This is a genomic window from Agarivorans sp. Alg241-V36 (genome assembly GCF_900537085.1).
Taxonomy (GTDB): Bacteria; Pseudomonadota; Gammaproteobacteria; order Enterobacterales; family Celerinatantimonadaceae; genus Agarivorans.
Map to the genome: position 1 here is coordinate 336,909 of NZ_UNRE01000002.1, position 18,377 is coordinate 355,285.

Genomic DNA, 18,377 nt, shown 5'->3' on the forward strand with positions numbered 1-18,377 from the left:
ACAGTTTTATTAAGGCTATCTGCTAGCCAACATGTTCTTGTGTGTCATAAAAAACGTGACAATTATAAATACTCCGGTACACGAGAAACAATATAATCTAGCAGTAACCTTGCCGTATGGGTTAAACCGTTGCGGCTTGGGTATACCATCCAAGCCTCTTCAGAAGAAGAGACGTAGTCTTTCATTAGGTGGCATACCGTGCCTTTTTCTATCATTGGATAAGCCAAAATATAGGGTACTAGGGCTATGCCCATACCCGCCTCAACAGCTTGAGCAATATGGGCGTAGTTATTACTAATATGGTGATAGCTTACTTCAATTTCTTGGTTGGTAAACTGCCAACGATTTTCTAGTTTTTGGCTATAGCTTCGGTAAATAATGCAGCTATGTTGCAGTAAATCTTGCGGAGTAACAGGAACGGGGTTTTGTTCTAAATACTCGGGGCTGGCAATAATCACTTTGCTAAAGCCACCTAGCTTTCTAGCAATAAAACTAGAGTCGTCTAACGAGCCTACATACATAGCCATATCAAGGCCATGCTCAAATAAACCTTGGTAGCTTTCGTTAGAATAACGCGCCTCAACATTAATATCGGGATAGCGTTGTTTAAAGCTTTTTAGAATGTCGATCACATAGTGATCACTCCCTACATTAACCCCCATTTTAACCAAACCACTCGGGCTAGCAGTATGGCTATGCAAGGCGCTGTTTGCGTCGTTAAGGCGTCGAATAATGTCTTGCATGCTTTCGTAGTACTGCTGGCCTTGAGTGGTAAGGTTTAGCTTACGCGTGGTGCGAACAAATAGCCGAGTACTTAGGCTTTGTTCTAATTCGTTGATGCGCCGGCTTACATTTGCTCGAGGTAAGTCCAGCGAATGGGCTGCCGCGCTAAAACTGCCAGATTCCACCACTTTTATGAACAAGGAAAGGTCTTCTACTCGCATGATTTATTGTCACCAAATTAGATACAAACACGCCGAAGCCTATCAGCTATTTTGAGCAAATCAAATAAATTGCTAATGCATATGGGCTCAGACCAAGCATGTTGGCTATTTACCTGTAAGCAAAACTAATAGGTGCGCGTTTAGCAGCCTAGGCTTGCGGCATTAAACTGTTGCCAATCACTTGCGGCTATGGAATGCCGCTCTTTTCTAAAGGGCATTTCATTATTAGCAGGTAAAAAAATGAACAAGACAATTTTAGCAGTGGCCTTAGTGGCTATCTCATCTGGCGTAATGGCAGAGCAAGCTGCCGAGGCAAAAGCCGACGTGAACTATGGCGACCCAACCGCAACCTTTAGCTCTTTAGGTGTTTCTCGTAGTAGTGAACGTACGCAGTTAAACGGCACCTATGGCTGGGGCGAAGGCAATATGATTTTTGCTGATTTAGGCGCCGCCGACAAAAAAGATGATCAAGGTAAAGTGGATTTTGATTATCGGGTTCGTTACTTCAAAGTTAACGATGGCTTGGGCTACTCAGTAGACGTAGTTGGGGATCGTAATACCACCACAGCACTGGTTGGTGGTATGTACAAATTCGATATCACTAAGAACATCTCGCTATTCCCAATGCTTTACGGCGGCTACATGAAAAGTAAGCTAGACATGCCAATTAAAGACAGTAGCGAAACCTTTAAAGATTCATCGCTAGTGCAAGGCGGTTTATACGCCATGTACGCCTTTGATGATGGTCATTGGTTATATGCCAACCCTAAAGCCACTTACGTAAGCCGAGCTAAAGACTTTGTGCCGCAAATTGAAGTGGGCGGCGGCTACATGATTAATAGCAGCTTCTCTGTGGGCATTAAAATTGACCACACAGCAGATAGCAAAATCTCGAAAGAAGACACAGTAGGTTGGCTACAAGCTAGCGTCTACTTTTAATCTAACTCCAGCTTAAACTCAGTAGCGCTTAGTTCTGCTGAGTTTAAGCCTTACACCTGCACTTTATCGCGAATGCTACAGAGAAAAGAGCGCTTAGCTAAAGACATAAAAAACATAGATTTGGTGTGAATTTATACAGGCAATCTGCGATTCCTACTTTCCACAAGTGTTTGCATACTTCCATGCTGATGATTTTGTTACTTTTAGAGCTAGATAGCTGATGTAGCGCAGGAAAGGTGGTAGCCTTTGTATTATAAAATGCGTGAAAAGAGGAAAAACCCCTTGTTTAAACAAGGAATTTTTCCTGTTAATAAGTTGTTATGGTTAAAGATGAAGCCTGTCTCTAAAACAGTAGATCCAAATGATTCGGACTATTTGTCATTAATATCTGAATTAAACCAAGAATTAGGGTTGCTAACCGGTGACACTGGTGAGTCGTCCTTTAGCACAGAAAGTTTTAATCCTTCGACGGATTCCATAGTCGTTGTCTACAGCGACAAAAAACCGATGGGTACTGGCTGCATTCGTTACATCAACAAAGGTACCTGTGAAATAAAACGAATGTATTCTAAAAAGAAAGGTGTTGGAAAATTCCTAATTTCTGAGTTGGAGAGGGTTGCCATCCAATTAGGTTACTCTGAGGCAGTCTTATCCACTCGTAGGATTAATGAAAACGCCGTAAATTTCTACTCAAGTCAACGCTACTTAGAAATAGATGGTTATGGAAATTATGTTGGTGTGGAGCGCTCTATATGTATGGGCAAGAAACTCACACCATAACAATCACAGGCAATGGACGCGAAAAAGACCGCGCCAATGCTGTAAGCGTTAGTTTTACTCAAGGAGTGAGTTATCGAATACGCTGAAGAGTATTCAAAACCAGAAAAGTTCAAGAGAATATTATTGGCTCTTTTACTAGGTGTTTTGGCATATATTATTAACGATAAATGGTATCTTCCATTTATCAATTGGTATGTTGATACTGCACATTGCCATACTCCTTTCGGATACTCAGGAATTTCAGTAGTGTGGTATGCCTTATTTGTAGGCTTACCACTTTTATGCGCCATTGTGATCGGTCCATTTACGGCCCCAATTGGTTATAAAGGACTCATCCAAAAACAATTTCCACCCAAAGGGTTTAAAGTTTTCAAACCAACCAAAATAATACGAGGTTGGAAAAGTAGTTTAATGTCAGTAATTCAGCTATTGATCCCTATAGTCCTTATTATTTTTTCTATTTGGGGATACTTTCAAGTTGATAAAATGCCAAGTAAAGCACCCGAAAATATTGATTATAGCGTGTGTAAAAACTAACAAAGCATTTAAACTGAACAAAAACAGTGGGTTACGTTTCGCTTCGCTACACATTTTAACCTACTATTTTTGTCCGCTTAATGCGGCGTTAAGCATGCATAGTTCAAAGGAGTTCAATGAGTAAAATATACATCTGTGTGCTAGTTGTTGCACTTATGGCTGGAGCTGACGTATGGCAGGATATCGGAACCTCTAGCGCTGCTTTGACAGAGATAGCTTTGTTCATATCAATTGTTGCAGTTGTTTCAGCGTTACCGAGCCTTTTGTGCATACTCGCAGCTAAAAAGTTGACGCCAAAGAACGTTGGTATTGGCCTTTACAGGCGTGTGACTTATGCATCGCTGACCTTGTCCGTCATTTTATGGGGGAGCTGTTTGCTTGAAGGGGCAAGCAGCAAAGAGCGCTACTATTTGCTGATCCCTGAATTTGTAGGCTTCTTGAGCGTGTTATTACTCGTCATATCTTGGGCGTATTACCTAGTAGTAAAACATCTGCGCAAACCAAGCGATGCTTAACAAGCAAAACAATCCAGCACTCGTCGCTGCGCACCTCGCGGGGACAAGTGCTACGACGCGGCGGAGCCGCTGCACTTACCCATTTTTAGGGCGTTATACAAAATAGGTCAAATATGGACATTACTAATTCAGTTGGAGAACGAGTTACCACAAAGCTAGGTGAAGTGGTCATCCGCAAGTTCTTGGGTAAAGGCAAGTCAGGTTACTCATACTTGGCTGAAAGTAATGATGGCGAATATGTCATCAAGTTTATGCACTATGAGCCGTGCACCTACTACTCATTTGGTGACGCTAACAAAGTAGATCTGGAAGTCGAAGCTTTTCAAAAACTAGCGAGCCTTGGTATCAAAGTACCTCGTTTGATTGAAGCGAATGCAGAGAGCAACTTTTTGCTAAAAGACTATATTCACGGTGAACTTGTCACAGACTTGGTCATTGCTGACGCAATACCAGAATTTTGTGTGAAGCAAGTTTTCGACATGGCGAAGGTCTTAAAGGATGCTGGGCTTAACATTGACTATTTTCCCGATAATTTCGTAGTTATGAATGAAGAGCTTTACTACGTAGACTATGAGTACAATCAGTATGACCCAAGTTGGGATTTGCCCAATTGGGGGCTTTACTATTGGGCTAACTCGTTGGGTATGAAAAAATACAAGGAAACAAAAGACGCACTGAATATAAATCAAAGTGCTGATTCAGGTGTACCAATCAAGCGGCCATTTGAAGGTAGGGTGAAGAGTTGGTGCGAATCATTTGGCTAGAAAATTTGTATAACAAAGCCTTCAAGTCTGATTCGTAAACGCGTGCCGAACTCGCTTCGCTCAAACATGGCACACGCTCACTCACAGCTTAAGGCGGCGTTAGGCGAATAGCATATTATCAGGAGTTTTATGTCAGTATCATCGAGAGTAAGAAATATTATTTTAGCTGAGTCACTAGGTGTATGTGCCCTTTGTAATAAGAACATTGGGGCGGATGGTGAAGCTGCTCATATTGTCGCTGAGACTCCAGATGGGCCTAGGGGTAAAAGTAATTTAACGTTAATAGAAAGAAACTCACCAGATAATTTAATTTATCTGTGTGTCAGTTGTCATCGAGAAAAAATTGATAAATATCCAGATCAATATCCAGTAGCCGACTTGCACCATATTAAATTAAGGCATCAAAATGTACGTGAAACTTTTAATAATGGACAGTTCAACTATTTTAATGCATTGTTTTTTGGTCTTTCAACAGCAAGAATCGCCTCTATTCTTTCAAATGCATGCTGTGGAATACAAATCCAATTATCTGACTCAGATTTGAATAACCTTTCGCAATTACAAAAAAATATTGAAACAACTATTGTTCCTGCGAACATGAATAATTATGTTTCTATCCTTAAAGATGCAATTGTTACATTGAATCAAGTTTTTGAAAAAGAGGGCGTTGAATTTCAATGCGGACCATATGAATTCAAATATAGGGTGATGTTTTATAATGAAATGGATCCAGAAACTTCCCATCGCCGTGATGAGTTTTGGGAGCTATATTTCAATGTGGAGTCTTTGTGTAGCAATGCTGCTGGTTCACTTCATCATATTGTAAAGCAAAACTCTGCCCCAAGATTCACATAACAAGTCGTTTAAACGGACAAAAAACAGTTGGCGTTGTTCGTTCCTCACAAATTGTAGCCAACTATTTTTCGCCGCTGAACGAGGCGTTGAATTTCTAGAGGGAGCATAGGGACTATGGAAGAAGTAGCTTTCACAATTCAATCTGATGGCAAGCCAGTAAGTATTTCCGAGTTTGGGAAATACTTTTATTGGTTAAGAGCTTGTTATGTATTGGCACTAGACGAATATCATTTTTCATTGGAAGAAGATTAGGGTGATGATGTAGCTATTCGGTCCATGACCAAAGAGGAATTGGCTGAATCAATTATGGAAAGAGCTAAGTATATGACTTATGAAGAATTAAGAACCGTCGCTAATAGAGTCCTTACTCCTGAAGAAGATTTGATGCTTGTTGATATTTATCGTCGAAATCCGTTTGAAACAGTTCTTTGCGGTATCGGTATTGCGCTAACTGTAGCACTAATTGTTTCGGGAGGTAAATTCGAGTTTAAAGTCACAGGAATAAAAATTGAAATTCCCCCTATTGTGGAAGGTATCTACAAGCTTCGAAAAGCACTCGGAAGAAAGAGATAATTTAACAAACAAAGGCAGCGGGTAAACCGCTGCTTTGGACGTTATAGCGCAGAGTTAAAGAGAGTATAAAGTTCAATAATGTGTAAAAAGAAAGACCTGTATATTGATAGAGTGTATAAATTATGTGCGCCGGTAATGTTAGCTGTTGTGACATACTCGTACGTGTTTTCAGTGAAACCAATTTTCGATAAACAACAGGAGCTAAATGAAAAGAGCTCTCTGGTCGAAACATTAACTTTTGAAGTCGAATCTCTCGAAAAAGACAGAGGAGTTGCTTTAAATAAACTCGATGAGACAGAAACCAAGCTTAGTGTAGCCTCTGCCAAGCTAAAGGATACAGATGATCGCTTAAAGGAAACCGCTAAAAATTTAGATGGTGTGAATAGTAAGTTATCTAGCACTGAGGTTAACTTATATAACGCAGAGTCGAAGCTTGTGCGTCAAACTGGAGAAATTGCTGAAAAACGTGCTCAGCTAGATAAATTGCAAATTGATGTGGCTAGAAAAAATGAAGCACTTAAGAAGCTAACAGTATCCTTGAGCAGCTCTGAAAATGCTGCCATAACATTTTATGTCTATCGGGTTGTAAATGAAGTTGTAAATGATGGGATAAGATATGAAGTATCTGATTTGTATTCGACGTCTACAAATTCCAAGAAGTTTAATTTATACGATGCTTTGATTGAAAAATCTGAGTTTAGCAATGACGAATCAGTAGAAAAATTCTCCCAGAAATATTTTGAGCGAGAAGCCAAATTAATAATACGCCAGTTTGCCGAAGAAAAAATTGCGGTTGATGAAAGTGGGTATAAACCTGCTTTTGAGCTTTATACTTACACAGTTAGGAAACAGATGGGTATGTCAACAGAGTAGCGCTATAACAAACTGTTTAAGAGTGATTCGCAACGCGTGGCATTTTTACTATGGGTTTAGTGTTTAAGGTGGTCTGCGGCGGTTTCGGTGTTGTGTTGCTCACACCTTAGTGCGGCGTTACTTTCAGCTAACCCATTTACTAACCCCAACAAAAAGCCCTCACAAAGAGGGCTTTTTACAATCTATTTTCTATTTAGTTTTTAGAAAAAGTAGGCCATGTTTACTTGTACAAAGCTGTCTTTGCTAAAGGTGTAGGTTGGGTCTGCAATATCGTCGGCATCGATGTACCAAAGATCTAACTCGCCTTTCCAGTTTTCGCCAAAGCGTCGGCTGGCTTCTAGAGTGACTACGTTGGTGTCGTAATCCAGGTCTATCGCGCCACCTAATAAAAACTCGGTACTTTGGGCGTCGTTTAATACTAAACGCGCGCCTAAGTAGAGATCGTTTTGAAAGGTAGAGGTGGCCTCTTTGCCGTCACTATTCCAGTTGTATTCGGTGATTAACCCTAAGTCGGCGATGCTGTCGAATAAACCTACTAGGGTATATTCGTAACCACCTACGGCAGCGCTATAACTGTTGCTGTTGGTATTGCGGTATAAACCTTCGAACTTCCATAACCAATCGCCAATGGTGGCTTGTAAATCTAGGCCAAGTTGGTCCATTTGCTCATAGTAAGGGGTAAGTTTGGTGCCATCGGCACTGGCGATGAGCAGTGGGTCGCGATTAGTGCCACGAAAATAGGCAGTACCTACGTCCCAGTCGCCAAAGGTTTGCGCCCAACGTAAGGCAAAATCTACGTGTTTGTCTTTAGCGCCCGATTCATACTGGGTGTTGTCTTGGTCCACTGGAAGTGGTGGGCGAAAGCGGCCATCTACCCCAGCAAAGGTTCGCTCTCTAAAGCCGGGTAAGATAAATACATCCCAAATGCCTGAATCTTGATAGGTATTAAAGTGCAGCATCGGTTGACCAAGCTTTTCGTCGCCATCGGGTGATTCGATAAAGTCGGTTTGGTTTATCACATCAACCAAGTGCTGGGTTTCGGTAACGCCCCAAAACACTTTGGCTATGCCAATTTCGAGCTCGTATTCGTCGGCTAAGTGCAGCCATTTTAGCTCGCGAATATCAGCGTGAGTGCGCTCAGAGTCCATTGAATCTGCACGGGCAAAGGGCGTAAAGGTGATGCTGTCGATGCCATCGTTCCATTCCCAGTAAAGCTCTGGCTCGGCACTTATCGAGCCTTGGTGTTGCTGATCTTGGCCGGGAAATGCGCCGCTTTCAAAAAAGCCGCGATATTGCACTGCTACATTGCCGCGCAGCTCCATGGCTGCGCTGTTTACACTTAACAATGTTGCTCCAAGGGCAAGCGCAAGCTGAGTGTAGGTCGCTTTCATTAACGTGCTCGCTTAAGCTTGTTTTTGTTAAAGTCTGATTCTTTTACGCCGGTTTTAAACTGATAATTGTTCCAGAACATCTCGGTCTTTTTATCGGTTTGATGATTAACCATTAGCATTTTAGAAGGGCGCCAGTGTTTGTCGGCATACACTTGGTAATCGCTCATGGTGAGGGTTTTAAGCAGTTGGCCTTTGCGGTCGTAAAACTCTACCTTGTGCACGCGGTAGGCTTCTTTATCCATCCAGGTGATTTGCTTGGTATAGCCTGAATACTTATCTACCGGTACGTTTTGCACCACATAGCTGTCGAAACCGGCGATGGTTTCGTCACGTAAGTAGGTATAAGTGTATTTTTCTACTTCAAAAGAGCTTAGGTCTTCGAAGGCAAATTCGCTGCCCATGTAAGGACCAGATTTATTACGCGAACCAATGCGTTTTACTCGCTTTAACGCAGGTAAGTATAGCCACTGTTCGTCGGGCTCTAAGGCATGAGAAAAGCTTAAAAAGGCGGTGCCTTTAACATCTGCTGGGTGGTCAAATACACTTAGCGCTTTGTCTCCATCACCTTCTACTTCTAGAGATTGAATGCGAATAGAGCGGGTGCTGGTATCACCTTGGGCGTTGTACAGCACCATCTCGGTTTCAGCTTTAGAATCTACCCAGCCTAAATCAAAGGCTTTACGCTCTTGGGCTATCCGTAAGCCCTTTTCCTCGGCGGTTTCTGCTAAGGCTTGTTGGCTAAACAACAAGCTAATACAGATAACTGCGGCACGATTAAGCCACATGCTAAGCGGTTTTTTGTTGAAGTGCTGCTGCATTTTCTGCTCCCTTTGCACGGTCAAAACTAATCAAGAGTAATGGTAGTAGTAAGAAATCGATGATTAAGGCTACGGCAATAATAATAGAAGTAAGTAGCCCCATATTGGAGTTAATGGTGAAGGTTGAACCAATTAATACTGAGAAGCCAACCACCAATACCGCGGTGGTAATAGCCAGTGCTTTGCCCACTGTGACAAAGGCGTAGCGCACTGCGTCTTCGGCAGACTTTCCTTGCTTACGCGCATACTGATACTTAGTGAGAAAGTGCACCGTATCGTCCACCACAATGCCTAGGGTAACGCTGATTACTATGGATAAACCTAAGTTAATATTGCCGTCAATTATCGCCCAAATGCCAAAACCAATACCTGCAGGCACCAAGTTTGGCAGTAGGCTAATAAAGGTAAGGCGCAGTGAGCGTAGTGAAATACCAATAAGTACCGAGATAAGCACCAAGGCCCAAAATGCACCTTTAAGGGCTTGCGGCATATTACGCTCGCCAATGTGGGCAAACATTAAGTTAGGGCTGGCGGCGATTACTCGGTAATCGGGTGCATTTTGTTGCCACCACTCTAAGGAACGTTGCTCAAGCGCTATCATGCCAACAGAGCCCATGTTTTTGGTGGTAATGGTGAGGCGAGTGGCCGACTTATCTACATTGATTTGGTTATTCAAATCTAAGCCGTAGGGCAAGCTCATTTCATACATCAATAAATACTGGGCAGAAAGTTCGCGTTCTTCTGGCACCAAGTAATAGCTAGGGTCGTCACCATGCATGTTTTTGTTTAAACGGCGCATAATGTCGGAGATGCTATTTACGTTGTCGATTTCTGGCTGTTGGCGTAACCAAGCACTAAAATCGGCCACTTTTTGCATGTAATTTGGCTCGTTTATTCCGCTGCTTTCACCGCTTCTTATTTCATAAGAAATGGTGGTAATCCCGGATATATTATCCTCCATAAAGTCTGTGGATTTACGAAAGTCCACCTCCTTACTGAAGTACTCTGTAGCCACGTCGTTAAGTTGGTTACGCGGGATCATGGCCAAGAAGCCAACAATAACTACCAGGGTAACCGGCATTAACCATTTGCGTGAATCAATCACAAAGTTTGCTAAGCGGTCGTAGTTTGAACGGCTGCTAATACTCGGCGTTTGTTTAATTGGCAGAATGTTAAGCAGGGCTGGCAAGATGGTAAGTGCGTACACATAAGCCAACATTACACCAACCGCCACAATGGTTCCTAGGGCTTGAAATGGTGGCGAGTCAGAGAAGTTAAGGGTTAAGAAACCAATCGCTGTAGTGGCACTGGTAAGGAAAATAGCCCGGTTGTTGATTTTTAAACTAAAAGCCAAAGCTTCTTTTTTAGACTTACCTTGGCGCATCTCGTAAAGCATTGAGGCAATCACATGCACACAGTCGGCGACCGCTAAGGTCATTACCATGGTAGGCACATTTACCGTTACGGTATTAAGCGCAAAGCCCATCCAACCGGCCATGCCCATGGTGCTGGCAATGGTTACAACAATAACCACTAGGGTGGCGAGCATACCTAGTATTGAGCGAAGTAAAATTGCTAGCATCACCAAAATTAGCAAGAACATAAGTGGTACTAGGGTCGACATGTCTTTCTGGCTTTGCTCGATGAAGCTGTTGTTCATCATTACCATGCCAGAGAGCAGAATTTTGTGTTCTGGGTAGGCTTGTTGATACTTGCTTTGTAGCTCGCGAACAAATTTAGAGGTTTTAGGCACCTCTGCCTGCATATCATCTTCAGAGATGGTAATAGTGGCGGCGATTACTGCCACGCGACCATCTAGGCTAATTAAGCGATTTTCTAGTAGTTGCTCACTCAGGCTTACCGCTTTAATCTTGCTTACCTTCTCCGCATCGAGCATGTCTAGCTCTAGCAGCAAATCTTCAACCCAAAGGTCGTCTTCTACTGCTTCGGTATGCTGGAAGTTAGTAATGGAATCAACGCGAGTTGAGTTAGGGATGAGCCAAGAGTCATCGGTAAGCTCTTTAATCAGCGTGAGCGATTGTGGGTTAAATACATCGCCTTCGTTGGGAGAGATAACAAAGGTGACTGAATCAGTTTTATTAAACACCTTTTGCATGCTTTCAAATTCTTGAAGTTGAGGATTATCCTCACCAAAGAAAATTCGATAGTCACCTACAAAGGTAAGAAACCGTCCGCCAGAGGTCATTGCTACAACGGCTATCATTAATAACATCAGTGTTAGCCAAGGTCTGGCAATCACTTGATTAAAAAATTTCTGTTCCATGGCCCTGTCCTATACCAATTGCACCATTCAATTGGTTAAAAGTGAATTATGACGATTTGTCTAAAATTGACGAATCGTCACTTCCTTTGCTTAAAAAACCGCAATATCGGGCGGTTAGTTTGAATCTAAATGCGTGCGTTTGTTATTCCACTTAACAACAGTAGAACAACTTGGCACTTTTTCTTGTTTCGCTGACAAAAACTTTGTGAGCTAATTGCCGGTTTGCGTAAAGCGCTTAGTACAGTGTTTCGTTTTTCTCTAGTATTGCCAGTTCGTCAGCGTAAAGCTCTTGGCCTATTCGCTGCCAGGTTGCTAGGTAGTCTTGTTGTTGCGACAGCGGTTGCCAATTTAGCCCATCACACAATAAGTTAATGTTATAAAGCAGGGCGAATTGGCTGTCGAAGCCAGCAGTGCAAAACTTACTGGATTTATTAACCACCGCGCTGCTAAGAGCATTAGTACCAAAGGCCATTGACCACGCTGCAAAAGTCGCGGCATTTGCATCAACATTTTGGCTGGCAGGGATCTCGCCCAAGGCTACGGCCTCTTCAATTAACTTAACCGCTACACCTACAATCTTGTTTTCGTGTTCACTTACGCTGGTACTGCGAATACTCGAGGTTTTCTCCATGATGTTGGGTGTTTTCATGCTTAACACCACCATCGACAAAGTAGGGTAAAGACGATTAAACAAGCGATAGCCATAGGCCATAGCAATCATCTTCTCTCGGGTACTGCCTTTAAAGTCATTAATGCGTTGGTATAAATCAATCTGCAAGCGCATCGACCGGCAACACAAGGCACACAATACATCTTCTTTACAGGCAAAGTGGTTGTACACCGTGCCTTTAGAATACTGCGAACGCTGGGTAATTTTATCCATCGTAAGACCAGCAAAGCCGGTTTCCGCCATCAACTCCAAGGCAATATCTAGCAATAGCTCTTCGCGGTTGGCAATTTCTTGGGCTTTTCTGGTTTTTGTATTCATTTTTTCTCTATATTGACACTTCGTCACAATGTGACGATTCGTCAAGTTATACGCCCTGATGACGATGAGTTCAAGTTTATTTTTATTTGATGTTAGGTTTTTAGGATTTAACTTAAGCCATATACCTAGTGCTTTGCTAAGGGGTGATGACAATAAATACCACAAAAACCTGAATGCTCGCCCAAAGTGTAAGTAAATACTGAGCTTAAGGGCAAGTATTGAAGTTAAGTTAATTGAGTAATAGCTGAAAATGTTGGGGTTATGGCGTGAGGCATTGCTTGTATATTACTTAAGCAGTAAAGCTGAGTGAAAAGTTTTTGCGATGTGTCAATTTAATGTGCTTATTACCTGTGAATGTGGTGGTTCATCCTATAAGGTTACGCCTTCGCCAATTATATAGCTTCACCAAAGGACCATAAGAAGCATGAAACAACAATCAAACAACAGCATATTAAGATTTTTTACTCACGGCAGTTTAGTGCTGCAAATCCTCATCGGTATTATTGCCGGTAGCGCGTTAGCGGTACTTGCACCTAATGTAGCAACATCCTTTGGCATGTTAGGTAGCCTGTTTGTTGGCGCCTTAAAAGCCGTTGCGCCGGTATTGGTGTTTGTATTGGTAGCAGCCTCGGTGGCCAGCCATAAACGTGGCCAAAATACCCAGCTTCGCCCGATTATTTACTTGTATTTATTTGGTACCTTTGCCGCGTCGTTAACGGCGGTAGCCATGAGCTTTATGTTCCCTACCGAGTTAGTTTTGGTGAGCAACGAGACCTCGGCTAACCCGCCACAAGGCATTGGCGAGGTATTACATACCTTATTATTTAAAATTGTCGATAACCCAATTAGCGCCATTATGAATGGCAACTATATCGGCATTCTAGCTTGGGCTATTGGTTTAGGTATTGCGATGCATAGTGCGTCTGATACCACTAAAACCCTGTTTAACGATGTTGCGGCAGGCGTGTCGAGCATTGTGCGCTTTGTGATCCGTTTAGCACCTATTGGTATTTTTGGCTTAGTGGCCAATACCATTGCTCAAACAGGTTTCTCGGTATTGCTAGGTTATAGCCAACTGCTGTTGGTATTGATTGGCTCTATGTTGCTGATTGCCTTGGTGATGAACCCACTGCTAGTTTTCTACAAAATTCGTCGCAACCCATACCCATTGGTATTTAAGTGCTTGCGTGAAAGCGGCGTAACAGCATTCTTCACCCGTAGTTCAGCGGCGAACATTCCAGTAAACATGGATTTAGCTCAGCGCTTAGATTTAGATGAAGACACTTATTCAGTATCTATTCCTCTTGGCGCTACCATTAATATGGCCGGTGCTGCGATTACTATTACCGTGCTATCGCTAGCGGCTGTGCACACTCTAGGTATTCAGGTAGATTTTGCTACTGCCCTATTACTTAGCGTAGTAGCTGCTGTTTCAGCCTGTGGTGCCTCTGGGGTTGCTGGTGGTTCTTTACTGCTTATCCCACTAGCCTGTAGTTTGTTTGGTGTATCTAACGATGTGGCCATGCAAGTAGTAGCGGTAGGCTTTATTATTGGCGTATTGCAAGACTCAGCCGAAACCGCGTTAAACAGCTCTACCGATGTATTGTTTACCGCAGCATGTTGTAAGGCAGCTGAAGAAAAAGCTTAACAAGCTTTCTAAACTGATGTGAAAAAGGATGGCTTAAGCCATCCTTTTTGTTTTGTGCTAACTAGTTTACAGCGCTATCTGCTTGGCTAGTCATGCTAGAACCAAAGGAGATGCCTTGGTCGTTCACGGCCATGTTCATCTGCGCTTTAATTCGGTAGTCTTTTAAGTCCATTAGCTCTTCAGGTACTTCTTCACCGCTCATTTCAATGCCACTAACAATAGGCTCGAACATTTGCTGGTAGTCGATGTACATGCTAAGCAAGCCATTGTTGGCAACTGGCTCTGAGGCCAATTGCTGGCTAACTGCGGCTGCGCGCTCACCGTTAAATAAAACCAAATGGTTACCTTTAAGTGCTAGTTGAGGCAGCACCTTGGTGGTTGGTGGCAATGGTAGCAAGTGGCTAACGTCAACCGGTGTTCCATCTGCTGGCAAGCTGATGCTAGCTAGCTCTGGCGAGAACTGTTTAGCAATGTCGAACAATGCAGCTGGGTTATCGGCAGAAATACTAATTATGGCATCTAGGCTTTCTAGCTCTTCAGGGCGGCTCATGTCAGCTAATTCATAGTTAAATACTGCCATGCCAATACCTTTAAGGCCGTTGGCCATGCCGGTCATCATGCCTACCATGCCTGGGTTTTGCTGTTGCATTGCCATTTGGATATTTTGCAAAGGCTCACATTGATAATCAGGTGTCAGCATTTCTTCCCAAACCGACAATAACGAAGGCACCAGTTGGTTTACGTCTACCCCGTAAGCCATGCTAAACACGGCATCTTCAGTATTAGAGGCATAAGAGGGAATAAAGCCACTCATTGCTTGGTAGGCGCTAAGCAATACGCTGTTATTGCTCTCAACCACCATGCGAACGCCAAAGCTGCTTTCTTGCTCGCTAATGTCTAAGGTATCAAAACCCATCACGGTTTTTGGCCAGTTAGCAGTAATGCTGGCAAACTCTTGTTCACAGGCTGGGGTGCGTAAAACCGCAAGGCCATTGCTGTTATCCGCTCGCTCTAGCTTAGTAATATGTTTGGCCAGCAAGCTACCATCGCTAGTGGTAAGAGCTTTGGCAATAGCTTGGTGGTTGATAAAACCAAAGCCTTCTTCTAAGAAGCCATGTTTGCTTAAGCTGTCTTGAATGATAGTGGTGTCGCTAATTGGCTGCTCTGCGGGATTAAGGCCTAGCGCAGTTTCTAACAAGCTATCTTCATTAATAGAGGTATTAAGGGTAATGGTGAGCAGGTTGTTGTTTACCGCTACAACTAAGTCGGCTGTTTCGGTGTCGCCCTCATCATTTAAGCGGTATGCGCGATAATCTATACCTTTAAGGTTTTGCTTAGTATGGGTAAAGCCGCTTTGTTGCTCGGCTTTATCTAACCATGCCCAGATAGCATCGGCCTTGGTCACTTCTACTTTCAGTACTGGAATCGCACCTAAGGTATAAAAGTAGCTGCGAATATCGTCCGCTAAACCAAAGGTATCGACAAAGGTTTGTCCGTCGCTAAGTGCTTGGTTGTAGCTATCGAACAAGGCTACAAAGAATTTGCCGCGAGGATCGCTTATCTCTGACTCTTCAAAGGTATCGCTTGGCAAGCTTTTGTAAGAGCCAGACAGTGAATCAATATAAGCTTTTACCGGAAACGGTTTTAGCTGCAAAGATAAAATCGCGGTATCGGCAGGAATGTACGAAAGTACGTCTGCACCGGCATTAACTTGACCAGCTTGTTGCGAATACCAATAGCCGCCGGCGCCAGCCCCAATAGCTAATAGTCCACCTGCGATAAGAACATTTTTCATCTAAAACTCCGTATTTATTTAAGCAATTACCTCTAGATGAAACTCGCTTAGCTTCAACTGTAGGGGGGCGAAAGAGCTTTATTAAATCATTGATAAACAGGCACTTCAATTAATAAGTAATTAAACAATTAATTCGCTGTTTTGCATCAAAATTTGGGTTGGGTGGCAGGGGCGTTATGAGTGCGTTTGAAAAGCAAAACTAGCCCGAGTAGCGCTTCTATTTTGCAGTTAATTGAATTACAGAAAAACATAGCGCCGAGTTTTCAAGCGGCGCTTAGTGGTGAGAAGTATTGCTTAGTTTTCCCAATAGGGCGGCGCGCCATAGTATTCTGAGAAGTAATCAAGAAAGGCTCTGACCTTTGGCGCAAGCAGCCGAGAGCTGGGGTAAACCGCCCAAATCGCCGCTGCATCATTGAGGCTGTAATCTGTTAGTACTTCAACTAAGCTGCCGTTTTTTAGCTGCTGGTAAACTAACCATTCAGCACACATTGCAACACCCAAACCTTGTAAGGCTGTATCGCGTACAGCTTCTCCGTGGTCTACCCTAACTCTGCCTTTAAGCTTTATGTTTTGTAGGCCTGTGGGGGTATTAAAAGTCCAGCTATCAAAGCCCATTTGCTTAACGCAGCTATGATTCTTTAACTCTTCAAGCGATGTTGGATTGCCGTGAGCTGCAATATACTCTGGCGAGGCGCAGATAATGCGTTTATCGGTCGCCAACTTTTTCGCGATAAGGGTTGAGTCTTTTAGGTCTGCGTCACGAATGGCTACATCAAAGCCACCTTCAATCATATCAATCATCGAGTCGGTTAAGCGAATATCTACCGACAGCTCAGGATGCTTATCTAAAAAGCCTTTTAAGGCAGGTATAACATGCATTCGGCCAAAGGAAGCGGGAGCGGTAATTCTAATGGTGCCAGTTGCTTGGGCTTTGCCGGTGCCCACAGTTGAGCGAGCCGCATCAACGCTGGCTAAAATTTCGTCGGCATAGGGTAAAAGTGCTTCGCCTTCTTCGGTAAGTGAAACCTTGCGGGTGGTGCGATGAATAAGCCGAGCGCCAATGCTTTCTTCCAGTTTATTGATATGCATGCTGGCAACCGGTGCCGACAAACCAAGCTCTTTTCCGGCCAGGCTAATATTGTGGGTAGCTGCAACTCTTACAAATAAGCGGAGGTGCTCTATATTCATCGTTTTATATCAACCTTTTAGTTAGGCAAGTTGTGAGCGGTTAAATTGAAGTTCTGTGCACTGCTTTAGCTTAAACCATGCATAGGCACCTGCAAGCGTATTGGCAATACACGCCGCAATAATAGTTTGAACAATGTTCTCTGTTGCTGCGCCTAGCCAAATGGCCGGCACATACAACACCAATAAACGAACCATAGACACAAACAAAGCGCGGCGAGCTTCCCCTAGGGCATTAAATGCGGACACCACCAACATACAAAGACCAAGAGGTGCATAGCTAAATGGAATCACCCACAGTGCAATGCTAAACCAGTTCTGCATCATCATATCAGTACTTATCATGGGAATAATATAGGGTGAGCTAATACCTGCAATAAGCGCGATGACTAGATGAAAAGCCAGTAAAAACTTAGCAGTAACAGTTAGTACCTCAACAATCTCACCAAGCTTACCTTCGCCAAGGTAGCGACCAATGATCGGCGGAATAGCCATGGTTAAAGCCAAAGTAAACACCAGAAGAAAGCTTTCTAGTCGAGCTAATAGGCTCCAAAATGCAATTTCTTCGGTGCCGATTTGCGCGATTAACACCATGCAGATAAAGGCGCTTAATGAGGGTAGAGACTGATTCAATATCGTTGGCACAGTGGTGCGAATTAACTCTTTGCCGTAGTAGAAATAAGGCGAGTTGAGTATGGCAGACTGATTAGAGTAAGCGCTGTTATTGCTTGAATTTAAGCTTACTGCGGCGAACCACTGCTTCCCTCGCGCTTTGTAAAGCATGTACAAGGTACAAAAGGCGTAGCTTAGCGTAGAGGCAAGAGCTGCCCCCACAATGCCCATGTTAAGGCTGAAGATAAGCAAGGGATCAAGAATCAGATTAATAACACTGGCCAGCAGAAACATTTGCCCAGTGGTTTTAGTATCTTCGTTGGCTCGGTAGACACAAGACACCAAATATAAAGCGGCCACCGAAGTAGCACTTAATAACCACACTGGCCAATAGCGATTAAAGATTGCTGCTAATGCTAATTGTTGTGCTTGGCTTACGTCGGTAGCAATAAATGTTGCCAATATCGGCTCTTGTAAGAGCCACAGCAAAACGCCCAGTAAGGCTATAAATAGACTTCCGCCGGCTGCAGCTAAGGTGGCAATGGTTTGAGACTTTAGCTTATCGCGCGCGCCACAGGCCTTAGAAATAATCGAGGTTGCCGCAACACCAATACCAACTTGAATACCAATAAATGTAGCTTGAAAGGGCAGGGTGATGCCATGAACAGCCAGCTGATTGAGCCCAAGCATGCCTATAAATACAGAGTCCACCAATTGCACCAACATAATGGCGAACAAACCTACCGTAAGTGGCAGCGTGCGCTTTATGATAAGTATTAATGTTGGAGAAACTGCAATCATCTAGCTGGCCTAATTGGGAATTTGCTGAAGGTAGAAACAACAATGGCTTGCTTTAAAGCAAGCCATTGAGCGCGA

Annotated in this window: 18 protein-coding genes; 10 read left to right on the forward strand and 8 right to left on the reverse strand. The window is 43.3% G+C overall.

Annotation, left to right across the window (positions count from 1 at the left end; all coding sequences use genetic code 11):
• Nucleotides 1-62 precede the first annotated feature (62 nt).
• Nucleotides 63-944, reverse strand: a complete 882-nt coding sequence (locus G6R11_RS05975) for a LysR family transcriptional regulator (protein ID WP_163132176.1) — start codon at nucleotides 942-944, stop codon at nucleotides 63-65.
• A gap of 240 nt (nucleotides 945-1,184) precedes the next feature.
• Here G6R11_RS05975 and G6R11_RS05980 point away from each other — a divergent pair, with 240 nt between their 5' ends.
• The 9 genes from G6R11_RS05980 to G6R11_RS06020 all read left to right on the forward strand — a co-directional run bounded on the left by G6R11_RS05980 (nucleotide 1,185) and on the right by G6R11_RS06020 (nucleotide 6,780).
• Nucleotides 1,185-1,883, forward strand: coding sequence for a hypothetical protein (locus G6R11_RS05980; RefSeq protein ID WP_240352408.1), 699 nt, complete (start codon nucleotides 1,185-1,187; stop codon nucleotides 1,881-1,883).
• Nucleotides 1,884-2,165: 282 nt separating this feature from the next.
• Complete coding sequence (locus G6R11_RS05985) at nucleotides 2,166-2,663, forward strand: GNAT family N-acetyltransferase (RefSeq protein ID WP_205472619.1); 498 nt, start codon at nucleotides 2,166-2,168, stop codon at nucleotides 2,661-2,663.
• A gap of 123 nt (nucleotides 2,664-2,786) precedes the next feature.
• Entirely contained in the window at nucleotides 2,787-3,200 is a 414-nt protein-coding gene (locus G6R11_RS05990) for a hypothetical protein (RefSeq protein WP_163132178.1), read from the forward strand.
• 116 nt (nucleotides 3,201-3,316) lie between these two features.
• Nucleotides 3,317-3,715, forward strand: coding sequence for a hypothetical protein (locus G6R11_RS05995; RefSeq protein ID WP_163132179.1), 399 nt, complete (start codon nucleotides 3,317-3,319; stop codon nucleotides 3,713-3,715).
• A gap of 113 nt (nucleotides 3,716-3,828) precedes the next feature.
• On the forward strand, nucleotides 3,829-4,479 hold the full coding sequence (locus G6R11_RS06000) for a hypothetical protein (RefSeq protein ID WP_163132180.1): 651 nt from the start codon (nucleotides 3,829-3,831) through the stop codon (nucleotides 4,477-4,479).
• Nucleotides 4,480-4,608: 129 nt separating this feature from the next.
• On the forward strand, nucleotides 4,609-5,334 hold the full coding sequence (locus G6R11_RS06005; RefSeq protein WP_163132181.1) for an HNH endonuclease: 726 nt from the start codon (nucleotides 4,609-4,611) through the stop codon (nucleotides 5,332-5,334).
• Between the two features lie 114 nt (nucleotides 5,335-5,448).
• Entirely contained in the window at nucleotides 5,449-5,586 is a 138-nt protein-coding gene (locus G6R11_RS06010) for a hypothetical protein (protein ID WP_163132182.1), read from the forward strand.
• Nucleotides 5,587-5,610: 24 nt separating this feature from the next.
• Complete coding sequence (locus G6R11_RS06015) at nucleotides 5,611-5,907, forward strand: hypothetical protein (protein ID WP_163132183.1); 297 nt, start codon at nucleotides 5,611-5,613, stop codon at nucleotides 5,905-5,907.
• 171 nt (nucleotides 5,908-6,078) lie between these two features.
• Nucleotides 6,079-6,780, forward strand: coding sequence for a hypothetical protein (locus G6R11_RS06020; RefSeq protein WP_163132184.1), 702 nt, complete (start codon nucleotides 6,079-6,081; stop codon nucleotides 6,778-6,780).
• A gap of 200 nt (nucleotides 6,781-6,980) precedes the next feature.
• Here G6R11_RS06020 and G6R11_RS06030 read toward each other — a convergent pair whose 3' ends face one another.
• The 4 genes from G6R11_RS06030 to G6R11_RS06045 all read right to left on the reverse strand — a co-directional run bounded on the left by G6R11_RS06030 (nucleotide 6,981) and on the right by G6R11_RS06045 (nucleotide 12,261).
• On the reverse strand, nucleotides 6,981-8,171 hold the full coding sequence (locus tag G6R11_RS06030) for a hypothetical protein (RefSeq protein WP_240352409.1): 1,191 nt from the start codon (nucleotides 8,169-8,171) through the stop codon (nucleotides 6,981-6,983).
• Entirely contained in the window at nucleotides 8,171-8,989 is an 819-nt protein-coding gene (locus G6R11_RS06035) for an outer membrane lipoprotein-sorting protein (RefSeq protein ID WP_163132185.1), read from the reverse strand. The genes G6R11_RS06030 and G6R11_RS06035 overlap by 1 nt, the downstream gene beginning before the upstream one ends.
• A complete protein-coding gene (locus G6R11_RS06040; protein ID WP_163132186.1) occupies nucleotides 8,958-11,273 on the reverse strand; it encodes an RND family transporter in 2,316 nt (771 codons plus the stop codon). The genes G6R11_RS06035 and G6R11_RS06040 overlap by 32 nt, the downstream gene beginning before the upstream one ends.
• A gap of 235 nt (nucleotides 11,274-11,508) precedes the next feature.
• Entirely contained in the window at nucleotides 11,509-12,261 is a 753-nt protein-coding gene (locus G6R11_RS06045; RefSeq protein WP_163132187.1) for a TetR/AcrR family transcriptional regulator, read from the reverse strand.
• A 424-nt stretch (nucleotides 12,262-12,685) separates the two neighbouring features.
• On the opposite strand from G6R11_RS06045, the gene sstT reads away from it, so the two are divergent.
• A complete protein-coding gene (gene sstT, locus G6R11_RS06050; RefSeq protein WP_163132188.1) occupies nucleotides 12,686-13,909 on the forward strand; it encodes a serine/threonine transporter SstT in 1,224 nt (407 codons plus the stop codon).
• 61 nt (nucleotides 13,910-13,970) lie between these two features.
• Here sstT and G6R11_RS06055 read toward each other — a convergent pair whose 3' ends face one another.
• The 3 genes from G6R11_RS06055 to G6R11_RS06065 all read right to left on the reverse strand — a co-directional run bounded on the left by G6R11_RS06055 (nucleotide 13,971) and on the right by G6R11_RS06065 (nucleotide 18,302).
• Nucleotides 13,971-15,704 carry a hypothetical protein gene (locus G6R11_RS06055; protein WP_163132189.1) on the reverse strand — a complete coding sequence of 578 codons (1,734 nt, stop codon included), beginning with the start codon at nucleotides 15,702-15,704 and terminating at the stop codon, nucleotides 13,971-13,973.
• Between the two features lie 294 nt (nucleotides 15,705-15,998).
• A complete protein-coding gene (locus G6R11_RS06060) occupies nucleotides 15,999-16,892 on the reverse strand; it encodes a LysR family transcriptional regulator (protein ID WP_163132190.1) in 894 nt (297 codons plus the stop codon).
• A gap of 21 nt (nucleotides 16,893-16,913) precedes the next feature.
• On the reverse strand, nucleotides 16,914-18,302 hold the full coding sequence (locus G6R11_RS06065; protein WP_163132191.1) for an MATE family efflux transporter: 1,389 nt from the start codon (nucleotides 18,300-18,302) through the stop codon (nucleotides 16,914-16,916).
• Nucleotides 18,303-18,377 lie beyond the last annotated feature (75 nt).